The 16,602-nt window shown below is 40.7% G+C and carries 15 protein-coding genes; 8 read left to right on the plus strand and 7 right to left on the minus strand.

Going from position 1 to position 16,602, the window contains the following annotated elements; all coding sequences use genetic code 11:
- Positions 1 to 93: 93 nt before the first annotated feature.
- From ACOI22_RS07670 to nudF, 3 genes are all read right to left on the minus strand, one after another.
- On the minus strand, positions 94 to 663 hold the full coding sequence (locus tag ACOI22_RS07670; protein WP_420671439.1) for a YqiA/YcfP family alpha/beta fold hydrolase: 570 nt from the start codon (positions 661 to 663) through the stop codon (positions 94 to 96).
- Between the two features lie 48 nt (positions 664 to 711).
- Complete coding sequence (locus ACOI22_RS07675; RefSeq protein ID WP_420672340.1) at positions 712 to 1,068, minus strand: DUF1249 domain-containing protein; 357 nt, start codon at positions 1,066 to 1,068, stop codon at positions 712 to 714.
- 99 nt (positions 1,069 to 1,167) lie between these two features.
- Complete coding sequence (gene nudF, locus ACOI22_RS07680; RefSeq protein ID WP_420671440.1) at positions 1,168 to 1,779, minus strand: ADP-ribose diphosphatase; 612 nt, start codon at positions 1,777 to 1,779, stop codon at positions 1,168 to 1,170.
- A gap of 271 nt (positions 1,780 to 2,050) precedes the next feature.
- Here nudF and tolC point away from each other — a divergent pair, with 271 nt between their 5' ends.
- Complete coding sequence (gene tolC, locus ACOI22_RS07685; protein WP_420671441.1) at positions 2,051 to 3,436, plus strand: outer membrane channel protein TolC; 1,386 nt, start codon at positions 2,051 to 2,053, stop codon at positions 3,434 to 3,436.
- 67 nt (positions 3,437 to 3,503) lie between these two features.
- Here the strand turns inward: tolC and waaA are convergent, their stop codons facing one another.
- The gene (gene waaA / locus ACOI22_RS07690) at positions 3,504 to 4,829 is read right to left on the minus strand and encodes a lipid IV(A) 3-deoxy-D-manno-octulosonic acid transferase (protein ID WP_420671442.1); all 1,326 of its coding nucleotides are present in this window, start codon (positions 4,827 to 4,829) and stop codon (positions 3,504 to 3,506) included.
- Positions 4,830 to 5,030: 201 nt separating this feature from the next.
- On the opposite strand from waaA, the gene ACOI22_RS07695 reads away from it, so the two are divergent.
- Complete coding sequence (locus tag ACOI22_RS07695) at positions 5,031 to 6,095, plus strand: glycosyltransferase family 9 protein (RefSeq protein ID WP_420671443.1); 1,065 nt, start codon at positions 5,031 to 5,033, stop codon at positions 6,093 to 6,095.
- Positions 6,096 to 6,102: 7 nt separating this feature from the next.
- Positions 6,103 to 7,200 carry a glycosyltransferase gene (locus ACOI22_RS07700; protein WP_420671444.1) on the plus strand — a complete coding sequence of 366 codons (1,098 nt, stop codon included), beginning with the start codon at positions 6,103 to 6,105 and terminating at the stop codon, positions 7,198 to 7,200.
- Between the two features lie 5 nt (positions 7,201 to 7,205).
- Here the strand turns inward: ACOI22_RS07700 and ACOI22_RS07705 are convergent, their stop codons facing one another.
- Together ACOI22_RS07705 and ACOI22_RS07710 are read right to left on the minus strand one after the other, a co-directional pair.
- The gene (locus ACOI22_RS07705) at positions 7,206 to 7,436 is read right to left on the minus strand and encodes a hypothetical protein (protein WP_420671445.1); all 231 of its coding nucleotides are present in this window, start codon (positions 7,434 to 7,436) and stop codon (positions 7,206 to 7,208) included.
- A gap of 108 nt (positions 7,437 to 7,544) precedes the next feature.
- The gene (locus ACOI22_RS07710; protein WP_420671446.1) at positions 7,545 to 8,555 is read right to left on the minus strand and encodes a LacI family DNA-binding transcriptional regulator; all 1,011 of its coding nucleotides are present in this window, start codon (positions 8,553 to 8,555) and stop codon (positions 7,545 to 7,547) included.
- A gap of 119 nt (positions 8,556 to 8,674) precedes the next feature.
- On the opposite strand from ACOI22_RS07710, the gene manD reads away from it, so the two are divergent.
- The 5 genes from manD (at position 8,675) to pckA (ending at position 15,683) form a co-directional block, all read left to right on the plus strand.
- Positions 8,675 to 9,892: a D-mannonate dehydratase ManD gene (gene manD / locus ACOI22_RS07715; protein ID WP_420671447.1), complete on the plus strand. Its 1,218-nt coding sequence runs from the start codon at positions 8,675 to 8,677 to the stop codon at positions 9,890 to 9,892.
- Positions 9,893 to 9,919: 27 nt separating this feature from the next.
- Positions 9,920 to 11,062, plus strand: a complete 1,143-nt coding sequence (locus tag ACOI22_RS07720) for a Gfo/Idh/MocA family protein (protein ID WP_420671448.1) — start codon at positions 9,920 to 9,922, stop codon at positions 11,060 to 11,062.
- Positions 11,063 to 11,073: 11 nt separating this feature from the next.
- Complete coding sequence (locus ACOI22_RS07725; RefSeq protein WP_420671449.1) at positions 11,074 to 12,846, plus strand: sodium:solute symporter family transporter; 1,773 nt, start codon at positions 11,074 to 11,076, stop codon at positions 12,844 to 12,846.
- Positions 12,836 to 13,681: a hypothetical protein gene (locus tag ACOI22_RS07730; RefSeq protein ID WP_420671450.1), complete on the plus strand. Its 846-nt coding sequence runs from the start codon at positions 12,836 to 12,838 to the stop codon at positions 13,679 to 13,681. The genes ACOI22_RS07725 and ACOI22_RS07730 overlap by 11 nt, the downstream gene beginning before the upstream one ends.
- Before the next feature lie 379 nt (positions 13,682 to 14,060).
- Positions 14,061 to 15,683 (plus strand): phosphoenolpyruvate carboxykinase (ATP), encoded by a 1,623-nt coding sequence (gene pckA / locus ACOI22_RS07735; RefSeq protein WP_420671451.1) that lies wholly within the window; start codon positions 14,061 to 14,063, stop codon positions 15,681 to 15,683.
- A 50-nt stretch (positions 15,684 to 15,733) separates the two neighbouring features.
- Here the strand turns inward: pckA and ACOI22_RS07740 are convergent, their stop codons facing one another.
- Positions 15,734 to 16,531, minus strand: coding sequence for an ion transporter (locus tag ACOI22_RS07740; protein WP_420671452.1), 798 nt, complete (start codon positions 16,529 to 16,531; stop codon positions 15,734 to 15,736).
- Positions 16,532 to 16,602: the final 71 nt, after the last annotated feature.

Consider the following 16,602-nt stretch of genomic DNA (forward strand, 5'->3'; position numbering starts at 1 on the left):
TTTGCTTACTTAGTATTGCGCAAATTAATAGAGGCAATTATACCTGTATATAAATCCAATACTAGCAAGCTATAGCATATTCAGCAAACGCCCTTAACGTAAAAACGAGAAAATAGACGCTAAGTGATTTTCATAAGCAATAAAACTATGATCGCCGCCTTGTTCTACCGTTATATCAGCGCCTGTATATTTTGCCTCAGCCAAACGATAATCAAGGGTTTCATCACCAGTTTGCAGCAATACTTTATAGGCTGATGCTTGTTTCAAGCTAGTGCAGTATAAACTACGTAAACAGGCAATATGCCCACTATGGATAGAGAATTTTTCGCCAGTATACGGATTAATATGCAAACCTATATAGCCTGACAATAAATCAAACGGGCGAACTGCAGGATTGATTAATACCGCTTTTCCACCATATTTTTCGCAGGCATAAGTAGATAAATAACCGCCCATAGAACTACCAATAAAGCGTAAATTACCTTTAGGTAATGAACGAACAAGTGTATCAACTTGTTTTACGGCTTGTTGAATGTTGCCGGCAAGTTGCGGCGTATGCACGTTAAGGTAAGGGTAATGTTTTTTTGCAAAAGCCAATGTTTGTTGTGCTTTTTCTGATTGTGGGCTCGATAAAAACCCATGTAAATAAATAAGATGCTGCATATACCTACTGCTTATTGAAATTGCGTGTTCACGCTTAATATTATTTGCTTAAAGAGAAGACGCTACCTGTTGGCTTAAACAAAAATGTAGCCACTCTGCTAAAAATACATTCACCATATACTTCTCATTACGTTGGTGCATGTTTAAATTTGGGTACTCATAAACTGGTTTTAACTGTGATGTACGCTGAGCCTCTAGCACCTCTGCTACTTTGGCATCATGATAAAGCCGTATCAACATAGTTGGCCTTAAAAAAGCAGGTGTATTAGCATTATACTGCGACATTCTAAGGGTACTAGTGTAGCGGCTTGAATCCACAATGGTAATGCGGTATTTAAAGCTCTCACTTATGTCGAATTCATACTTAAGATCTTGGGTGTCGCAATCAGGTAAAAGTTTTAGCATACACACATAGTTATTCTCACACGTAGCAAGAATAGAGGGTAAATGCGGTACATATTTCTTTTGCAAAACAGTTGCCTTATTGTGTTTTATGTTGTGAATTTACAGCGCCCATTCTTCTAACAGGGTGCGCTTATTTAATAACAGCCACTGAAGCGCGATAATGGCGGTACTATTATCAATCTTGCCTTCATTTAGCCATTTTTCAGCATCGCTTAAGCTGACTCTTATTACCTTTATGTCTTCGGCTTCATTGTCTAAACCATGAATACCACTTGCCGTGGTGGCATCTACTTTAGCCACATACAGGTGAATACGTTCTGAACACGCACCTGGACTTGCTAAGTATGTATTCATTTTTCTTAAATGAGTTAAGCTAACACCTGCTTCTTCCTGCGCTTCTCTGTGGCAAACATCTTCTAAGTCTTCGCCAGGCTCAATAATACCTGCCACAACTTCTATTAGCCAAGGGTAATCAGTAGTTTCTAGCGCCGGAAAACGAAACTGTTCTAATAATACTACCTCATCTAATATTGGATCATATGGCAACACTGCCACTGCATGCCCACGTTCAAATACCTCGCGGGTAACTACCTTGCTTGTGCCGCCATCAAAAAGTTTATGGGTAAAATGGTATCGCTTTAATGCAAAAAAGCCATCAAACAAGTCTTCAACTTTAATTAAATTAACGTCGTCTTTCGTGTAATTTGTCATATTTTGTATTCGTTCTTTGCTCAGTTTTTAATTCTTTAGGTAGTTTGTTACCTATGAATGCATCCTATTGTGGGTCTTTATAGTATAAAATAAAAGACATTCACACAGTTTGCACTGCAAAAGCATTACATTCTGTTACACTTAAACCAATTTTGATACAAGCAATAGTTATTCAAATAGGCTTGAATAGCCTAAACTTATCTCCATATTAGTGCATTGCGTTTTTGCACTTTACGTTACTTACATTACCGAAATAACAGAGCACTCATTCATGAAAAAAACATTTGTATCTATTGTTCTTGGGCTAGCCTTTTCAGGGGCTGCGTTGGCTGATGACCTTTCTACCGTATACCAGTTAGCACAAGCTAATGACCCACAAATAAATAGAGCCAAAGCTCAAAAAGACGCGGCGTACGCGGGAATTGACTTAAGCCGTGCTAATTTGCTGCCGCAAATATCGGGCTATGTATCTTACTCTATGAGCAGCTCAGAAAGTTACGGCCAGTTTATTGATGGCGTTACTACTGATGGTAACCCAGCGTTTGTGGGCCGAGTAACTGACACCGATACCGATGCTTTGGCTTATGGCTTAGATTTAAACATGTCATTGTATGACCATGCAAATTGGTTAGGAATGGATCGCGCTGAATTAGTAGCTCAGCAAAGTGATGCTGCCTTAGGCGCTAGCTTACAAGGTTTAATATTAAGAACCGTTAATGCGTATTTGTCAGTACTTCGTGAACAAGATAGCGTTGAATTTGTAAAAGCGGAATTAAAAGCGATTGAACGCCAGCTAGAGCAAACTAAACAGCGCTTTGAAGTGGGCTTAACTGCCATTACCGACGTGCACGAAGCGCAGGCAAATTACGACAACACCGTAGCTCGCCAAATACGTGCAGAAAACCTACTTGAATTACGCTTAGAAGAGTTACGTGAAATTACCGGCAAGTATCATGACCGAATTGAAGTGTTAGATACCGAACTGTTCAGTGCCGTAGCGCCCGCTCCTGCAAAAGTAAGCGAATGGTTAGAAATGGCACAAGAGTCTAATTTAGACTTACTGACTCAGCGCTTTGGTAAAGATATAGCCAAAGAGGATATTGAAATTGCACGTTCAGGCCATTATCCATCATTAGCACTTAGTGCTTCTTATGACATGAGCGATTCTGAAACTGACTTTATTAGCACCAACGGCCAACCGGCTACCATTAACAATGGAGCGCTTAATAGCCATAGTGTTGCCCTTTCATTAAGTGTACCAATTTATCAGGGCGGCGGTGTTAAAGCGGGTACTGAAAGAGCTAGAGCGAACTACGTGGTAGCGAGCGAGAATCTAGAGCTGACTTATCGCCAAACGGTTCGTTTAGTACGTAGTTCATTTAATGATGTTAAAGCGGCTATATCTACCATTCGCGCATTGGAGCAGTCAGTAGTTTCTGCTGAAAGTGCTTTGAAAGCCACTGAAGCAGGTTTTGATGTAGGCACACGAACTATTGTTGACGTGCTTGATAGCACTCGTAACCTATTTGATGCTCGCAGAAATTTAGCCGACGCACGTTATAGCTTTATAATTGCTATTGTTAGCTTAAAACAAGCTGCCGGTACGCTTACTGAGCAAGATTTGCTTAATATTAACAAAGTGCTAAAACCAGCTTAAGTTGACTTTGTATGCAAGCAGTTAAGTTTCTTTAACTGCTTGCCCTTCCTTTAATAAAAGCAACTTGCTACATATCTTCTAAAATAACCATCAGCGTTTTATCAATCGCACCTTTATTCTTCGCTAATATTTGAGCACCGGCCTTACCCTGTTGCTTTGCAAGCTCAGGCGCTAATAACCAGCTTTCAACTAAGGCACTTGCCTTTGAATCGTCTTCTACAATATGTAACGCGCCCGAACCTTCTAAAGATTCCACTATTTCTGCATTATTGAATATATGAGGCCCCATTATAATTGGCATAGAAAACTGCGCAGCTTCCAAAGGGTTATGCCCGCCTTTTTTTACTAAGCTGCCACCTACAAAGGCAATGTGCCCCAAAGAATACACCTGATTCAACTTGCCCATAGCGTCTACTAGTAGTACATCAGTTTGTGTGCTTATAGCCACATTAGCTTGCCAAGTTATGCACTGATACTGGCCTTGCCTTATTACATTTTCAACTTTAGGGAAACGCTCAGGATGGCGCGGCACTATAACTAGCAGCAAGTTAGGAAACTTAGGCTTAAGGGTTTTATAAAGGTTTAAGCAAAAGTCTTCTTCGCCTTGATGTGTTGAGGCACCAATTATAACCGTTCGCTCTTGAACATGTATTTGTTGTTGGTAAGCCAACACCTCTTTGCCAATACTTGGCATTACCGTTTGGTCAAACTTAATGTTCTTAGCTTCGCTAAGCTGCCTAGCATTAACATCTATTTTTAAGTAATTAGTATAATCTAGCTCTGATTGCGGAAAAATATAGCTTAACTTTTGGCACATAGGTGTAAATAAATTAGGATACTTTAAATAATTATTGAGTGCTTTGGTGGTCATACGTCCATTCATTAGAATACTGGGGATATTGCGTTTCCAGCACCCATGAATAAGATTAGGCCAAAGCTCTACCTCTGCAATAATCACCTTGCTTGGCTGTATTCTTCGCAGTAATTTGCTAACGAAATAAGGCGTGTCAAAAGGCAAATAAAAATGCAGAACTGTATCGCCAAATAACTCTTGAATGCGGTCAGATCCAGTAGGCGTTGTGCAGGTAAGGGTAATGGGAATATTAGGGTGGCTAGCTAAAATAGATTTAATGACGCAAGCCGCGGTATTTACCTCACCTACCGACACACAATGGAACAACAGGCCTCCTTTTTGTTTCGCTTTTGGGATAAAGCCAAAGCGCTCATATAAGCGAAAACGGTAGGCTTTAGACTTTTTAAAACTTTTAAAAATAAGAAGAAGCGCTGCAAAAGGCAACAATACGTAAAGCAAAGCACTATATACGTAACGAACTCGCTTTTGTTTGCTGGTTTCTGACACAAAAGCACTTTGCTTGCTGGGTGATAAAGGCACGGCGGGGATTAACTCCAATAGACCGATTTTGAAAGCTCAAAATCTAAACAACTGATTTATAAAAGGTGCAATATTACATTCCCTCAATAAACCAGTTCACAATTAAATAAGGGGCATCAGAGCTAAAAAGTACAATAATTCATTAATTTATCTCGTAGCCGTGCTAGCATTATAAACATAAAGTAACTAGGTTCAAATACTATGCAAACGCCCCATTTTTTAATTATACGCTTAAGCGCAATTGGCGATATTGTTATGGCTTCAGGATTAATTCAATCCTTAAAAGCACAGTATCCTGATTGTCAAATAACTTGGTTAGCTGAACCCGTGGGTGCGTCGTTGCTTAAACAAGATGAGCGTATTGATTCTGTATTAGTATTCGATAAACCCGCTATTCAAAAGCAAATGAAACAAAAGCATTATTTAGCAGGTTTTCGCTTCTTTTCATCATTTGTAAAGCAACTGCGCGAAACCACCTACGATTACGTAATTGATACCCAAGGCCTGCTTAAAAGTAGTGTGCTAGCAGGTTTCGCCAAATCAAAACACAGCGTAGGTTTCAAAAGCAAAGAAAAATCACATTGGTTTGTCAAACAGGCATTAGTGAAACAGTTATCAATGCAAATAAGCTCTGAGTACCGCCAGCTGGCGCAGTATATGGACTGCCCTCCCGAGGAGTTTCAGCTGAAGTTAAAAACAAATGACAGCACCAAACTACAAGCAAGCAAGGCACTTTCGGAACTGGGCATTGAATCTGATTTTATTTGCGTAGCGCCCTTTACAACTCGCCCACAAAAGCATTGGATAGAATCGCACTGGATTGCCCTTATTTTACAATTACGCGCAAAATATTCATTGCCAATTGTGATTTTGGGTGGCCCTGGCGATGAACCGGCCGCCAAGGCAATGCTAACGAATAAAGGCGTTCATTCCTTGTGTGGCAAAACGTCTTTGCTTGGCGCGAGCGAAATAATTAACAAAGCAGCCTTTTTTGTGGGGGTTGATACCGGCCTAACGCACATGGCAGTAATGCACAAAAAACCTATGGTAGCCATTTTCGGTTCTACTTGCCCCTACCTTGAAACCGACAACCCTGATTGCAAAGTCTTGTACGAAAATTTAGACTGCGCCCCCTGTAAACGCAGGCCAACTTGCGGCGGTGAATTTACCTGTATGCAAAACATAAAGCCTGAACGTATTGAGCACATTGCGAGTGAATATTTAGATATTCATTCGCGTGTTATATCTACCTCACAAGAGCATTAAGCCCCTTATGAAAGTTCTACACATTGAAGCCGGAAAATCTTTATTTGGCGGTGCAAAGCAAGTTGTTTATTTAATGAATGGTTTGGCTAAGCACAATATAGAAAATATGCTTGTGTGCCCTACAGGCTCGGATATTGCCAGCGAAGTGGGTGCATTCAACAGCCCGCTGATGCAAGTACAAGCCACTAAAATGACCGGTGATCTTGATATTGGTTTTATTTTTCGACTACGCAGCATTTTAAAAACTTGGCAGCCCGATGTAGTGCTTTGCCATAGCCGCCGCGGCGCTGATGTATTTGGTTTAATTGCGGCGAAGCTATGCAAGATCCCAGTAATTTGTGTGCGCCGAGTAGATAACACAGAAGCCCACTGGCTTGCTAAGTTAAAATATGAAGCATTTAGCAAAACCGTTTGTATTTCTAAGGCCATTGAAAATGTCTTACTTGAACAAGGGGTGGCGCCCGAAGCGTGCGAAGTAATTCGTTCAGTAATTGACACAAATGAATATACTCCCCAAGCGCCAAATACATACTTACAAAAAGAGTTTGGTTTTACCGAGCAAAATTTGGTTATAGGGTGCTTTGCCCAATTAATTGAACGCAAAGGCCAAGCTAATTTGCTTCGTGCGTTCAAACAAGTTCACGCCCAATTTCCCAATAGCCGCCTATTAATTTGTGGTAAGGGAAAAAAGCGCCAAGAATACGAAGCTTTGTGCCATGAATTAGGCTTGCAAGATGCCGTGGTATTTGCTGGATTTAGAACCGACGTAGCTAACTTGCTGCCGCAACTAGATGTACTTGCCCACCCAGCCTTCACTGAAGGGCTAGGCGTAACTTTAATGCAAGCTAGCGCCTGCGGCTTGCCTATTGTTGCCACTAAAGCCGGCGGCATACCTGAGGTAGTTATAAATGACCTTAACGGCTTGCTAATACCTATTGACGACGAAGCCTCGTTAATAGAAAGCCTAAACGCTTTACTTGGCTCAAAAGAACAACGTGAAACTTATGCCAAAAACGGCCGTGAATTTGTACTCAACAACTGCAGCATAGATTCAATGGTAAACGGCTACCTAGCGTTGTTTAAGCGTCTAGCAATTAGCCGGTAAGGCCATTATGTACGTGCGGGTTCAGAACAATTTTTTAATTGTTTAACACAGCGTACAAATAAAGATAAACCGGTAACGCCGCCACACAGAATGCCAATTTGAAAAATGGATAGCTCAATTGTGCCTAATTCAAACATCTTGCTAATGGTTGAGCCAAGTACAATAGTAGCCGCTATACACACTAGTAGCGCAATAACTAACATTGACCACGTTGCGGCTTTTCCCCATGAAGACATACTCTATTTTCCCTGCTAATTTACTTAAGTGGATAGCATCATATTATAAAGACGCAATAGCTTCTACAATAGTAATAAGGCTAGTGTCTCAGAAGCATACCAAGCGCCTTAACCGTTAATCGCTCGGCATGATTCGCGCTTATCTATTGAGCATGATACTACCGTACGTTGGGGTGGTGTGTCAGGATGGTCAATTAAATTTAACACACACTTGGCTGAAAGATGCCCTATTTCATATGGGCGTTGGCGCACTACAGTAATAGGCACTTTAAAAAACTCAACCATGGGGATTTCATCAAATCCAAGTAAAGAAATATCTTGTGGAATGTCTACATTATTATGATTAAGAATATTTAAAAGCTCAGTGGTAATAGCTAAATGCTGGGTAAAAATCGCAGTAGGTTTTACCTCATTAATTACGTCCATTACGTCATTAGTAAAGCCTTCTTCCCGATTCCAATGTTGCACAAAGCCAGGTTCAATATTAATTTTATGCTTGGCCATGGCTTGTGTATAACCTTCGAAGCGCTCATTCCTAGATTTCACATCGGCAAAATCTTGGCTAGCAAAGCAAATTCGTTTATGCCCTAACTCAATTAAGTATTCGGTAGCTTCAAATGCGGCTTTTTTATAGTCCGACATAATAATATTCTTTTCGCTATCATCATGATCTAACTGAAATTGAACAATAGGCAAACCCTTTGCTATGTAGCGAGATATTAGCTGCGTATTTTTACCTGACGACGCAATAATAATTCCATCTACTCTAAGCTGATACAGTGATTCGAGTGCTCTGGCTTCAAGGGTTGAATCAAAATCAGTATTGTAAATAAGTGCGTGGTAATTATTGGCTTTGCAATAATCATCAATACCTCTAATGGCTTTACTACTGTAGTAGCCAGTTATATCGCGCACAATGACCCCAATGGTTTTTGTTTTACTCGCTTTTAGGTTTCGTGCAATTGGATTTGGGACATAATCTAATTCGCTAATAGCCTCTTTAACTCGGGCTTGCGTTGCCTTAGACATATATTCAAATCGGCCGTTCAAATACTGCGAAACAGTACTTTTCGACACTCCCGCCATTGCTGCTACATCGGTTAATTTTGCTTTAGACATTGTTATTTTTTTGTAAAGAATTATTTAACATGATTGACATGCTCCTATATTATGATAATTTAATCAACTAAACCGATTTAGTAAATAATCTTTACTGATTTTTTAAGCGAGCCAATCTTTTGAAAATTAGCGATATAAAAATATTTGTAACATGCCCTGGCAGAAACTTCGTAACGGTTAAAGTGATAACCGACAATGGCTTATTTGGCCTTGGCGATGCTACCTTAAACGGGCGTGAAATGGCGGTAGTTGCCTACCTTCAAGAGCATGTTGCCCCTTGTCTTATTGGCAAAGATGCCCACGCAATTGAAGACATTTGGCAATACTTGTACAAAGGCGTTTACTGGCGTAAGGGCGCAGTAAATATGGCCGCTATTGCAGGTATTGATATGGCGCTTTGGGATATTAAAGGTAAAGTTGCCGGTTTACCGGTGTATCAATTGCTGGGCGGGAAAAGTAGAAAAAGCGTGGGCTTGTATGCGCATGCCAGTGGTGATGACATTGCTGACACTTTGCTAAAAGCTGAAGCTTTAATGGCGCAAGGATTCAAAGCCATTCGCCTGCAGTCAGCCGTACCTGGTTTGAAAGTCACTTATGGCGTATTGGGTGACAAAGAAAATTACTATGAATTGCAGGGGAACCGCCCTCTTCCTCCAGAAGAAGATTGGTCTACCCCTAAATACTTTAATATGGTGGTTGAATTATTTAAGCAAGCACGCGAAAAATTAGGGAACGATGTGCAACTGCTGCATGATGTGCATAGCCGCTTAACCCCCATTGAATCAGCGCGCTTAGGTAAGCTATTAGAACCCTACAACTTATTATTTCTGGAAGATGCATCTATCGCTGAAAACCAAGATTCCTATAAAACTATTCGCCAACATACCACCACCCCATTGGCTATTGGTGAAACTTATAACACTATATGGGACTGCAAAGACTTAATTCAAAATCAGCTAATTGATTATATTCGAACCGCGGCAACCCATGCTGGTGGTATCACCTCGTTAAAACGCATTGCTGACTTTGCCGGTATTTACAATGTTAAAACCGCGCCTCATGGTGCGCCTGATTTATCTCCCATTTGTTTTGCGGCGCATATGCATTTAAATGCTTGGGCACCCAATTTTGGTATTCAAGAGTTTGTAGGGTTTGGCACACAAGAAGCTCAACAAATTTTTACACACGATATACAAGTTAAAGATGGCGCAGCCTTTGTTAGCGACAAGCCCGGTTTGGGCGTTGATTTTAACGAAGACGCTGCCGCCTTATATCCTTATAAACGCTCGTACTTACCCGTTAGCAGGCTTGAAGATGGCACGCTTTGGAATTGGTAACGCCGCTAAAACATAATTGAGATTCACATGAAAAATAAACAAAACGTTCGCGTATTAATTCACGGCACTGGTTTTGCGGGGCAAGGTCACGCTGAAGCATTCCGCTACGCAGGTGCTGAGGTAGTAGGAATAGTAGGCAGAACGCCTGCAGTTGTTCAGCAAGTAGCTGAGGAGTTAAATATTCCCTACGCTGGCACAAATTGGCAAGAGGCTTTAGCTGAATGTAAACCTGATGTGGTATCTATTGCCACTCCAGGTGGCGCGCATGAGCTCCCCATAAAACAGGCACTTGAATTTGGCTGCCATGTATTTAGTGACAAGCCGCTTACCGCTGATGGAGAAAGTGCCCATGCCTTGTATGAACTTGCTACTCAGAAAAAGCTTAAAACAGCCTTTGCAGCAAGCTTTAGATACATGCCTGATGTTATTCATGCCAAGCGCCTAGTGGCTGAGGGCGTAATTGGCGAACCTTTAGAAGTAGAGTGCATATCACATTTTAATTTAGAAAAAGACATCCCCTTTGGGTGGTCACACAGAAAAGAAGACGGTGGCGGACGCCTTAATAACAATTTCACGCATAAGTTATCAATAGTGACTTCCATTATTGGTGAGAAAATTTTATCTATTATGGGGGAAGTGCGTGATGATTTAGGAAAAGCGCCTATTGTTGAAGGGGTGCATAATTTTAAAAAACGCCGCGATTTTATCCCCTCTGATTTAAATGACCCATCGCTAAAATGGGGAGAATCAAACGTAGAATGGTCATACACCGTGCTGGCGCAGTTAGAAAGTGAGTTTGCCACAAAGCCGGTTTCTGTTTTATTTAAACATGGTGGTCTGCATCCTCGGTTTAACGAAGATCACGTTGTGATATATGGCAGTAAAGGGGCTCTATACATTAAAGGACATTATGCCAGTGGGCCTATGTATAGCTACTCTAATAATCAGTGGCATGAAATTCCACTGCCTGATGATATTAAAAGTGATATTCCAAACGTTGAGGGTGACACTGAGCGCAACTGGCGATACTTAATAAATAAGCTGGTGAAAGATATTCAAGGCGACGCCGTAGCGCCATATCAAACATTTAAAGAAGGCGCGCAATACCAGCAACTTATTGACTTAATACGCAAAAATGAAAGTTGGCAAGACGTGTCTCATCTTGATTAAAAGGCTCCCTTATGTTTTATGATTATGTAGTAATTGCGGGATACTTTTTATTGGTGTTAGGCATTGGCTTTGCTTTTAGCAAGATGGCCGACAACTCCACCAGTGATTATTTTAGAGGTGGTGGCCGTATGCTGTGGTGGATGGTTGGCTCTACCGCATTTATGGCGCAATTCTCGGCATGGACATTTACCGGTGCAGCGGGAAAAGCTTTTACCGACGGTTTTGCAATCAGTTTAGTTTTCTTCGCCAATACTTTTGCATATTTTTGCGGTTGGGCCTATTTCTCTGCTCGCTTTCGCCAAATGCGGGTAGACACACCCACCCAAGGCATTAAGCGTCGATTTGGTAAAGAAAATGAGCAGTTCTTCTCTTGGGCATTAATCGTTTTTAGCTTTATAAATGCTGGGGTATGGCTAAATGCTTTAGGTGTTTTTACCAGCGCAGTGTTTGATGCTGACATAAGCGTAACCATAATTGCCACGGGCTTGGCGGTATTGTTTGTATCGGTATTATCAGGCGCGTGGGGGGTGGTAGCATCCGACTTTGTCCAAACACTCATAGTAGCGGTGGTTTCAATAGCTTGTGCCATTGTTGCCTTGGTTATGGTTGGAGGGCCGGTAGCGCTTGTTACAGACTTTCCAGCAGACTTTGTAATGGGTCCAGATATGAACTACGGGCTAATATTAGTGGGCTCGTTTGTGTTTTTCTTAGCCAAACAAATGATCACGATTATGAATATTCATGACTCATTTCGTTTTTTAAATGCTAAAGACTCAATTAACGCGCGTAAAGCCGCCTTATTAGCAATGAGCTTAATGGCGGTAGGCAGCATAATTTGGTTTATTCCGCCTTGGGCTTCCGCCATTTTGTATCCTGATGCAGCCTCTGCATATCCGGAATTGGGTAATAAAGCTGCCGATGCTGTGTACCTCGTGTTTACTCGAAACGCTATGCCTATAGGTACTGTTGGCTTGTTATTAGCCGGCTTGTTTGCCGCATCTATGTCGTCAATGGATTCTGCGCTGAATAAAAACTCAGGTATATTTGTACGCAGTATTTACCAACCTCTATTACTAAAAAGAAACACCGAAGTTAACGACGCACACTTACTCAGGGTAAGCCGTTTGGTCAGCTTTATAAGTGGTATATTAGTCATTGTGGTTGCGCTGTTTTTTAAATCACTCACTCAGCTAAGCTTGTTTGAATTAATGATGAGCGTTTCCACCATGATTCAAGTCCCCTTACTAATCCCCCTAATATTCGGGCTGTTTATTAGAAAAACCCCTGTATGGGCTCCATGGGCTACGGTAGCCTTAGGATTATTTGTATCGTGGTTTGTTACCAATATTTTTACGCCCAATGTGTTTGCCAACATTATTGGCTTAGAAGAAGCTTTCACGCGCAGAGAAGCTGTTGACGTTAACTTAATGATTACTATAGGTGCTCACTTAGTTATAACGGCAGGTTTCTTTTGTGCAACAAGCTTGTTCTACAAAGAAAAGAATGATCATCACAAAACTGAGCGGGAAACCTTTTTTGATGATCTTGAAACACCTGTTATTGCCGATGAATTGCAAAGTGAGTATGACCGGCAACAGCGCCACAAATTAGGCACTATGGTGATATTTATGGGCGCAGGCGTATTCGCTATGATGCTAATACCCAATCCGCTTTGGGGGCGAATTGTATTTGGCCTGTGTGCACTTACTATTTTGAGCATGGGTGTATTGCTAAGGCGAAGTGCTCGTAACCTGACTAATAAGGAAAGTTATAATGCGACCTAAATTGGGTTCCTTGATTTGTATTATTGGCTTATTTAGCTTATTAAACGCCTGCGCAAGTGCACCATCTACCCGTGCCGTTACATTAGAATATGGAATAGATGAAACCGCAGGTGGGCTTGAGGCGTTTATTATCAGCAATAACAATGCAAGGTTCTACCTTGAGAAAAGCGGCGGCGGTTTATCAAGCATGATTGATAAAGACGGTGTTGATTGGATTGGCTTTAACAATAGCAAAGGCTCTGGCTGGAAAGGCGAATACCGAGGTTTTCCAAACGCCGTGCATAAACAAGATGGCAATTACTTTCATGCTATGAATGCGAGTACTGATCCATCTACATCAAGCGTTGATATCATTAGCCCTGAGCACATACGTATTACTTTCACTTCACAAAATGGAAAGTGGCAGGCTCAGTACGATTTTCTACCTGATCGCCTTGAATTTACCATGGCTAAAGTTAGCCAAGGTTATCATTATTGGGTGCAGTACGAAGGCGTGCCTTATGGGGCGATGGACGAAAGCGACTTTTGGTATGCATCAATTGATGATAAAAAACATTCCATTAATGAGAGCTTTTTAGGTGATCTCCCCTCACCTGAATGGATTGCTTTTGGCGATAAAAACGTAAACCGAATGCTTTATTTGTTACATCATGAAGATGACGAGTTTCCTGATAACTATGTAAGCCGCCCTTACATGACGGTCTTGGGTTTTGGCCGTAGCGAGAAAAACAAGTACTTACATGAATCACAAACCTTTTCATTAGGCTTCGTTGAATCAAGTACTTACGCACAAGTTAGCAAAGCAGTTACGCAAATTTCTCTCCCTCTAAATTAAGTTATCGCCTTTGCAAAAGTGTGCTGAATTTTAAAAATCAGCACACTTTGGATAAAAGTTACCATTTTTGTAACTTTCATTAAATTTTCCTTAAACAATTAAGCCTTCATATTCAAACATTTTCCATAATATTTCCTTCGTTTTTCTGCAAAAACTTACCTGCAAGCCATATATATTATAAGAATAAATGCATTATGTAACATTAATGTAACTCACCATGTAATAAAACAACGTATATAAAAAACATAAAATAACAGCCCACTTAAATAAATATGATTTAACGCAAATTATTGCGTTTTATTGGGATTTAAGTGTAGAAAACTGCTCAAAATTTAACTATTATCGAATAAGGCATACATTTTAACAAAGAGTGAATCACGTGAACCTGATCAAAGACCTGAAAACTTACGGAATTACAAACAAAAACGAAATTATTCATAACCCCAGTTATGCGGAGTTATTTGAAGAAACAACGCGCAGCGATTTGAAAGGTTTTGAGAAGGGCTATATTACAGAGTCTGGAGCTGTATGCGTAAAAACAGGGCAATTTACCGGACGCTCTCCTAAAGACAAGTACATTGTGAAAGATGACGTAACCAAAGATACTATTTGGTGGTCAGATCAAGGCAAGAATGACAACAAGGCGATTGATCAGTCAACGTGGACGCATTTAAAATCCTTAGTCACTCAGCAATTGAGCGACAAACGATTGTTTGTAGTGGATGCTTATTGCGGCGCTAATCCTGATACTCGCTTAAGTGTTAGATTTGTCACTGAGGTAGCGTGGCAGGCGCATTTTGTTACGAATATGTTTATACGCCCAAGTAGTGAACAGTTAGCAGATTTTGTGCCTGACTTCATTGTTATGAACGGCGCAAAAACGGTCAATAAGCAGTATAAAGAGCAAGGTTTACACTCAGAAAACTTTGTTGCCTTTAACCTGACTGAGCGCATTCAGTTAATTGGCGGCACATGGTATGGCGGCGAAATGAAAAAAGGTATGTTCTCTATTATGAATTACTACCTACCGCTACAGGGCATTGCTTCTATGCATTGCAGTGCAAATGTGGGTGAAAAAGGCGATGTAGCTGTTTTCTTCGGCCTTTCAGGCACAGGTAAAACCACCCTGTCGACTGATCCAAAGCGTAAATTAATTGGTGATGATGAGCACGGTTGGGATGACCATGGCGTATTTAATTTCGAAGGCGGTTGTTATGCAAAAACAATAGATTTAAGCGAAGAGAATGAGCCTGATATATATCAAGCAATAAGACAAGACGCATTACTTGAGAATGTATCTATAGATGAGCAAGGCAAAATTGATTATAGCGACAACAGCATTACCGAAAACACCCGTGTTTCTTACCCGATACACCATATAGACAATATTGTGAAACCCGTTTCTAAAGCAGGCCACGCTAAGAAAGTCATATTCTTAACGGCCGATGCTTTTGGCGTACTACCTGCGGTTTCCAAGCTTTCCCCTGAACAAGCCCAGTATTATTTACTATCAGGCTTTACCGCTAAACTTGCTGGTACTGAACGTGGTATTACTGAGCCAACGCCTACTTTCTCTAGTTGTTTTGGCGCAGCATTCCTTACATTGCACCCAACACAATATGCAAGCGTTTTGAAAAAGCGCATGGAATTAGCAGGAGCAAAAGCCTATCTTGTTAATACTGGTTGGAATGGCACTGGCAAGCGTATTTCCATAAAAGCAACTCGTGCAATTATTGACGCAATTTTAGATGGCAGCATTGATGATGCTAAATGTACTACATTGCCACTGTTCAATTTAGAAATACCTAAACAACTTGCGCATGTGGATTCTGCCATTTTAGATCCAAGAAGTACCTATGAAGCGCCTGAGCAATGGGAAGAAAAAGCTGACAATTTAGCGAATTTATTCGTTGAAAATTTTGTGAAATTTACAGATACAGCTGATGGACAAGCACTAGTTGCCGCTGGACCGCAATTAGAAAAGGTGCTTGAAAATAGCTAAGGTATAACAATTAGCTGGGTATGCTCCTTTGCAAACCCAGCTATTGCTGCTTAATCAATTTTAGTTCTGTTTAAGTCTTTAATTTGCTTGCTGAGGCTTTGTATTTGCTCTTGAAGTTCAAGCATGGTTGGTTGCCCAATGTTACGCTCTTTGGCATGCTCTTCTTCCATAACCCCTACTACAATACCTATTACCATATTTAAAAACGCGAAGGCTGTGAAGAATATAAACGTCATGTAATACAACCAACTCATGGGGTAAACATCCATGGTTTCATATTGAATATCAGTCCAATCTTCAAAAGTCATCACTCTAAACAGTGTTAACATGGAAATTGCTATATTCCCCCATAGCACTGGGTTTATATCTTTAAATAAATAGCTACCCACCGCGGCATATATATAGAAGATAATAAACATAAGCAGTACCACGTAACCTAGGCGAGGCAATGCCTTTAGTAAAGAATTAATGAGTATGCGCAGTTCAGGAATAATTGAAATCATTCTTAACACGCGGAATATTCGAATAAGTCTTGCAAGCAAGGCCATTTCAGACTCACTTATTGGCACTAAGCTTATGGCTACCACTAGAGTATCGAAAATATTCCAACCCGATTTGAAAAAGTCTTTCTTATTTTCTTCTGCAATAAACCTAACGACTATTTCAAACAAGAAAAATACCGTAATAAATATATCTAAGTAGTTAGTCAGGGTCATTGCACCTGGGCCTAACTGATAGGTTTTCGCGCCTATTTCTAAAGCAGAAATAATAATGACGGCAATAACGAAAAATTCGAATGCTCTATTGTGGCGCAAGCGCACAAAGGCTGATTGAATGGTGTTTATCACAACTGAATATCTCACATAAGAAAGACTACAACGAACGCAGGCACATTTTCTCAAATGTGCCTGCGTGCAAG

Source organism: Glaciecola sp. 2405UD65-10 (genome assembly GCF_048820975.1).
In the GTDB taxonomy this organism is placed as follows: domain Bacteria; phylum Pseudomonadota; class Gammaproteobacteria; order Enterobacterales; family Alteromonadaceae; genus Glaciecola.

Excerpts from the sequence above, each read along its gene's own strand:
- ACOI22_RS07670 (WP_420671439.1), bottom strand. The coding sequence starts at position 663 with ATGCAGCATCTTATTTATTTACATGGGTTTTTATCGAGCCCACAATCA.
- ACOI22_RS07675 (WP_420672340.1), bottom strand. The coding sequence starts at position 1,068 with ATGCTAAAACTTTTACCTGATTGCGACACCCAAGATCTTAAGTATGAA.
- nudF (WP_420671440.1), bottom strand. The coding sequence starts at position 1,779 with ATGACAAATTACACGAAAGACGACGTTAATTTAATTAAAGTTGAAGAC.
- tolC (WP_420671441.1), top strand. The coding sequence starts at position 2,051 with ATGAAAAAAACATTTGTATCTATTGTTCTTGGGCTAGCCTTTTCAGGG.
- ACOI22_RS07695 (WP_420671443.1), top strand. The coding sequence starts at position 5,031 with ATGCAAACGCCCCATTTTTTAATTATACGCTTAAGCGCAATTGGCGAT.
- ACOI22_RS07700 (WP_420671444.1), top strand. The coding sequence starts at position 6,103 with ATGAAAGTTCTACACATTGAAGCCGGAAAATCTTTATTTGGCGGTGCA.
- ACOI22_RS07705 (WP_420671445.1), bottom strand. The coding sequence starts at position 7,436 with ATGTCTTCATGGGGAAAAGCCGCAACGTGGTCAATGTTAGTTATTGCG.
- ACOI22_RS07710 (WP_420671446.1), bottom strand. The coding sequence starts at position 8,555 with ATGTCTAAAGCAAAATTAACCGATGTAGCAGCAATGGCGGGAGTGTCG.
- ACOI22_RS07720 (WP_420671448.1), top strand. The coding sequence starts at position 9,920 with ATGAAAAATAAACAAAACGTTCGCGTATTAATTCACGGCACTGGTTTT.
- ACOI22_RS07725 (WP_420671449.1), top strand. The coding sequence starts at position 11,074 with ATGTTTTATGATTATGTAGTAATTGCGGGATACTTTTTATTGGTGTTA.
- ACOI22_RS07730 (WP_420671450.1), top strand. The coding sequence starts at position 12,836 with ATGCGACCTAAATTGGGTTCCTTGATTTGTATTATTGGCTTATTTAGC.